This window comes from Haemophilus sp. HMSC61B11, assembly GCF_001838615.1.
Lineage (GTDB): Bacteria > Pseudomonadota > Gammaproteobacteria > Enterobacterales > Pasteurellaceae > Haemophilus_D > Haemophilus_D parainfluenzae_AD.
Genome location: NZ_KV837952.1, coordinates 1 through 327 on the forward strand (window position 1 = coordinate 1; position 327 = coordinate 327).

At 36.1% G+C, this 327-nt stretch carries 1 pseudogene; it reads left to right on the plus strand.

The annotated features are described in order from the left end of the window. A pseudogene (locus HMPREF3263_RS00925) lies at window positions 1-327 on the plus strand (hypothetical protein); the annotation flags it as partial.

Below are 327 nucleotides of genomic sequence, written 5' to 3' on the forward strand. Positions count from 1 at the left end.
TCAGTAACTTATATCGTAGCCAGCCCATAGGAAAGCTTAGCGCCTGGAAAGAACAACTAAAGAAAATAACTAATTCAGAAGGGGTTATTGTTGCATTAGATGATCCTATTGGTATCGCAAGAGACTTAGATTATTACGTTTATTATTTAGATGATAAACGTCAAGAGGTCTTATCCAAGTATGAATATGCGTTTATTACTGCACAGATAATTGATGCGCATGTAGCACAATTACAAATGGCAGAAAACAGTAAAAGACGTCGAGCCGTTTCTCAATATGTGCCATATGATAAAAAAATGGATATGACAATAGCTGGAGCATATGCCA